The following is a 5219-nucleotide window of genomic DNA, read 5'->3' on the forward strand; positions in this document are numbered from 1 at the left end:
TGGACATAAATTAAACGCAAACCGTAAACAATGTTTGGTTATCATTAAGGGCGCATCTTCTTTAACGTCATGTGCTTCATAGGCACTTTCAATTAATTCAACTCCATGTTGTGTATAAAATTCTCTTGCTTTGTGATTATAAACATTTGCCAAAAAGCTCAAATGATTTTCAGGATAAAACGGAACTGGGTTTTGTTCTGGTTTACGTTTTCGGCGACAATAACTTGTTAATCTTTTAGCCGTCAGTTTATTAATAGTATCCCTTCGAAACTGATTTAGTTGGCTACTTGGAATAAAATAAATTTTTGATAAATTTAAATCAAAATCAGTAAGATAATATATAGTTTTTCCTAATTTAGATAAATTATCTCTAATGTTTTTTAATGATTTATCTGGTTGTTCTGCAAGTTCGAATTTCCCATTAAGTTCTAACTTGACACAATGCCCCTCTTCACTTTTTGCAATTAGCTCTATACCTTTTTCAATATTATATAGTTTAAATGACACGCCAATTCTGCGATTACTTGATTCTTTCAATAAATTTTGTTGCCACACATGATCAAGATTTCGATTCACTATATAAGGTAATTTAACTGAAAAAAGCGGCTTAGGAATTTCATTTGGATAAATTCGATATTGATTAGCCGAAAGTTTCTCCACCTTATCAGCTCTAAATCCAAAGATATCTCGTTTTATTAGTACATTTAAGCCATCTCCATTGGTTAATATTTTCTCAGATTTAATATCGATAGTTTTAGGTGTAATTTGAGTTATCTCACCAATTTGCAAACCAATGAATTTAGGTGAATCGAATGCGCCTATATTGGATTTTCTTCCATGTACAAAATAATCTGTACTTCCTCGATGAAATGTTTGGTGAGGATCTGGTATAAAAAAGTGCTCAGTTCGGCCACTTGACGCCGATTGTAAATTAGACGAATTTGATAAAATAGTATCTAATTTTTGACGATAAAAAGCTGTAATGTTTTTAACATAACTTAGATCTTTATAACGTCCTTCTATTTTAAAGGATCGTACACCTGATTGAATTAATTCGTTCAAATTATCTGATTGGTTATTATCTTTCATTGATAACAAATGTTTTTCATAAGCAACAATGCGCCCTTGGTCATCTTTTAAGGTAAAAGGAAGTCGACAAGCTTGAGAGCAATCTCCTCGATTTGCACTACGCCCTGTCTGTGCATGTGAGATATAACACTGTCCTGAAAATGCCACACAAAGCGCACCATGTATAAAAAATTCTATTTTTGCATCAATTTGCTCATGAATTTTAGCTATCTCAGTTAAATTAAGCTCACGAGCTAATACTATTTGTGAAAAACCAACATCAGATAAAAATTTGGCTTTTTCAGGTGTCCTTATATCCATTTGAGTGCTAGCATGTAAATCAATAGGAGGAATATCCATCCTCAAAATGCCCATATCTTGCACAATTAATGCATCAACACCTACATCATAAAATTGCCATATAAGTTGTCTTGCTAGTTCAAGTTCATTATCATGAAGAATGGTATTTAAGGTTACAAATACTTTTGCATAATAATGATGAGCAAATTTGACTAACTGAGCAATATCACTGACCGAATTACCAGCATTATGTCTGGCACCAAAATTTGGTCCGCCAATGTAGACTGCATCTGCACCATGTAAAATAGCCTGTTGTGCAATCTCGATATTTTTAGCGGGACTAAGCAATTCTAATTTATTATTGGTGACAAGATATGACATTATAAACTCTTTGAAAATCTAACTAGTGAATAATTTGGTTTTATTTTACAAGCATTATTATAAAATTAATAATACTTGTAAAATAAATTCAGGAAAGTATGTGTTTGAATATAAATTTGATATAGATCATCTAGCCTTAGTTCCGATAAGTTTCATTCCTTAAAGCCTCTATACGTTTTTCTAATGGTGGATGAGATATAAACAATTCAGAAAATTTTGCTTTTTTCGCACCATTAATGCAGAATGCTAAAATTGAAGTATCTTCACTTGGTTCATGGCTAGTTTTTAGTTTTTCTAACGCAGCAATCATTTTTGTACTGCCTACTAATTTAGCCGAACCTGCATCGGCGTGAAATTCTCGATAACGAGAAAACCACATTGCTATAAGGCTTGCTAAAATACCAAATACTGTTTCAAATACCATAACTATCAAGAAATACGCTAATTGTGATAAACCACGATTACGATCATCCAATGCTTGAGCTACAACGGATGCTAACATTCTTGAAATAAAAATAACAAAAGTATTAAGTACACCTTGTAATAAAGTCATTGTGACCATATCACCATTAGCTATATGACTCATTTCATGACCAATTACCGCTTCAGCTTCATCTTGAGTCATAGTATTTAATAAACCCGAACTTACTGCAACAAGAGAACTATTTTTAGTTGCGCCGGTTGCAAAAGCATTAACATCTTGAGCATGATAGATGGCAACATCTGGCATTTTTATATTAAGTTCTGTTGATAAACGACGAACAATATCAAGTAACCATTGTTCTTGACTATTACTTGGTTGAGTAATGATCTCTCCCCCTACTGACCGCAAAGCCATTCGCTTAGATAAAAGAAGAGATATAAAAGATCCTCCAAAACCAAATATTGCTGCAAAAATAAGTAAACCTAGCGTACTATGTGAATCAACGCCTAAGATACTTAGAATGATTCCAAATACAAACATAACGGCTAAGTTAGTTAGAATAAATAATCCAATTCGCATCATAATTTTTCTCTTTTTCGATATATTAATTTTCAAATGATAAAAATAAATCGCAATATTGCGATTAAGGATATAGCATATATGATCACAAAAATAGATAGTAGATACAACTATTAATATAGTTATATTTAAAATATTAATACTTGTTTATTGGAGACCGATAGCTTTTCTAGCGTTCATGGTGAACTACGCTTTTTACGTTTAGCCCTAATATTAAGTTTCAACTCACAATACACCCGTTTATGATTCCATTTATAGCCGAGCTTTCTGATACGATTAAAACATTTAGGAAAGCCCCAGCGTAAATACCGGTCAGTGATAGCATTCAATACCGAAACAATCACTGAATCATCCTGTAACTTAGGTAGATAATAGTAAGCACAACGGCTTAAGCCAACAATGGCACAACTCATAGCAATAGTAACTGAATGATTTTGTTGTAGTTGCTGTGCCCACGTTTTACGTGCCTTTGTGGGCCTAAAGCTTTTTTATAATTTCTTCCTGAAGCTGGGATTTTAAGCTCAGTTCGGCAAACATCTGCTTAAGCTTGCGATTTTCAGCCTCCAGCTCCTTTAAGCGTTTGATATCCGAAGTTTCCATTCCGCCGTATTTTTCTCGCCATTTATAGTATAGAAAGTTGAATTACCCATGCCATATTTACGGCACAGTTCTTTAACGGGAATACCCGCTTCAGCTTCTTTTAAAATAGCGACGATTTGATGTTCAGTCATTTTTTTCATAATTAAATCCCCTTTTCTTTTATCATAGAGAATTTTCTACTTTTTTGCTGTACTATTTTAGGGGATAGTTACAAGATTATATGAGTTCGACAAGCGTCATAGTTAATTTAATAACACTTGCCAAGAAATTTCGGGGGAAGCTATACGTTTTAGTAAACTTTATTGATCATTTGATATTTTTAATATCAAATGATTTTCTATTTGTTTAATAGCGTAATTTACACCTTTAAATTTGCTCTGTAAGTTTACAACTTTATTTGAGTTTAATTGAATGGTTTTGAAAAAATTTTCATGATTAGCATAAATCAAAAGGTGCAATTCGTATAAACCTTTCTCCAATTTTTCAAGACTCACCCCCTGATTTTTATGAGTAGTAACCCAAGCTTTATCATAAATTACAAAATCGCCATTATAGTATTCTTTCGTTATATTAGCTTTATGCATCTTGGCTAATTTTAGTTTAATAATTTCCTGAGAGTCTATATTGGTAAATTTAAGAAAATAGTCCACATCTTCATATTCTTTAAATTCAATCCCTCTTAAAAGTGCAACACCTTCAATAAATAAGAGGTTATTATTTAAATTGATATATTTTATATCAATAACTGGATTTCCACTTTTATCTTCAATTTCCTTTCTTCGCTCGCCTTCTAAAATTTTGTACCCTAAATGTGGCGCAATATTATTTGTTAAAATATACAATATGCCTAATATAAATTGTGAGTGGTGGGAGGTAACTTGGTTATGTGCTCGCACAAAAATAGATTCTGATATTATGAAATTCATATTTGAATATTTAAACAACTCATCAATAAGAGGTACAATTTCTGTGTTATATTGTATATCTTGCTTAGATGTTATTAAATATATATTCTTTTGTTTTTTATTATCATTTTTTAACAAGTTAATGATTTTTGAGTTTAACGTAGCAATTTCATTATCATTAAACGTCTCCCCCATCATATGCTTGGCAACATCAGGCCAATATTTTTCGATATAACTACCTATATAAGTTTGGGGAACTGTGGTTAATATATTTTCAAAATCATATTTTATTCCATAATATAAAGCAGCGGATCCACCTTTGGAGAAACCAATTAGAGAACAATTTTTTTTAGAGAGCTTTAAGTGTTCTATTTTTTCATAAATAAATGTTATTATTGCTTTTTCTATATCAAAATTCATTTCTTTACATAAATAATAACAACAATGTCCATAAAAGTCATCTTTGATCCATAGTACATTAGCATTAGATATTTGTAGCAAATTTTCAAAATCATAAGTAAACTCCGACGCGGCCCCAAATCCAGAAAAAACAATTATCAAATGATTATTATCATATTTTTTGGGTTTAAATTTATATTTAATATTGATACCCGAAATATTACATTCCATTTCTTCCATTTTTATATCCTCATTAATTTTTTTAAGGTGTTACTCCTAATATAGCAGATTTAGTATTGTTATATTTTATTGCTAAATCTGCTTTTATTAATTATCAAAAACTTTTAATGTAACTTATCAAGCTGTTCATTTGCTAATGTTTCTTTTGATGCTTTAAAATAGATATCTAGGACAGACAATGGCATCATTCTAAAGTTATTATTAAAAGCTTGATCCAATTGCTTAATCACCTTTGAGTAATTTCTTTTTTTCAAAGCTAATTTAGCTATTTGAATACGACATTGCGTATTATTTCTAGTATGTTTTTCAAAATCAATTAATTG

General features: G+C 31.0%; 5 protein-coding genes and 1 pseudogene. All 6 read right to left on the reverse strand.

Going from position 1 to position 5219, the window contains the following annotated elements; genetic code table 11:
• Positions 1-1749 (reverse strand): peptidase U32 family protein (locus ACGH49_RS06400; RefSeq protein WP_411588694.1); only part of this gene is annotated, 1749 nt, incomplete at its 3' end.
• A gap of 136 nt (positions 1750-1885) precedes the next feature.
• Positions 1886-2755 (reverse strand): protease HtpX, encoded by an 870-nt coding sequence (gene htpX / locus ACGH49_RS06405; RefSeq protein ID WP_411588696.1) that lies wholly within the window; start codon positions 2753-2755, stop codon positions 1886-1888.
• Positions 2756-2928: 173 nt separating this feature from the next.
• Positions 2929-3165, reverse strand: coding sequence for a hypothetical protein (locus tag ACGH49_RS06410; protein WP_411588793.1), 237 nt, complete (start codon positions 3163-3165; stop codon positions 2929-2931).
• Positions 3166-3273: 108 nt separating this feature from the next.
• Positions 3274-3492: pseudogene (locus ACGH49_RS06415) on the reverse strand (transposase); the annotation flags it as partial.
• A gap of 159 nt (positions 3493-3651) precedes the next feature.
• The gene (locus ACGH49_RS06420; RefSeq protein WP_411588698.1) at positions 3652-4896 is read right to left on the reverse strand and encodes an alpha/beta hydrolase; all 1245 of its coding nucleotides are present in this window, start codon (positions 4894-4896) and stop codon (positions 3652-3654) included.
• Positions 4897-5000: 104 nt separating this feature from the next.
• Positions 5001-5219: hypothetical protein (locus ACGH49_RS06425; RefSeq protein WP_411588700.1), on the reverse strand; the 219-nt coding region annotated here is incomplete at its 5' end.

Source organism: Gilliamella sp. BG7 (assembly GCF_046635565.1).
Lineage (GTDB): Bacteria > Pseudomonadota > Gammaproteobacteria > Enterobacterales > Orbaceae > Gilliamella > Gilliamella apicola_P.

Coding starts and splice junctions, on each gene's coding strand:
- htpX (WP_411588696.1), bottom strand. CDS start 2,755: ATGATGCGAATTGGATTATTTATTCTAACTAACTTAGCCGTTATGTTT.
- ACGH49_RS06410 (WP_411588793.1), bottom strand. CDS start 3,165: ATGAGTTGTGCCATTGTTGGCTTAAGCCGTTGTGCTTACTATTATCTA.
- ACGH49_RS06420 (WP_411588698.1), bottom strand. CDS start 4,896: ATGGAAGAAATGGAATGTAATATTTCGGGTATCAATATTAAATATAAA.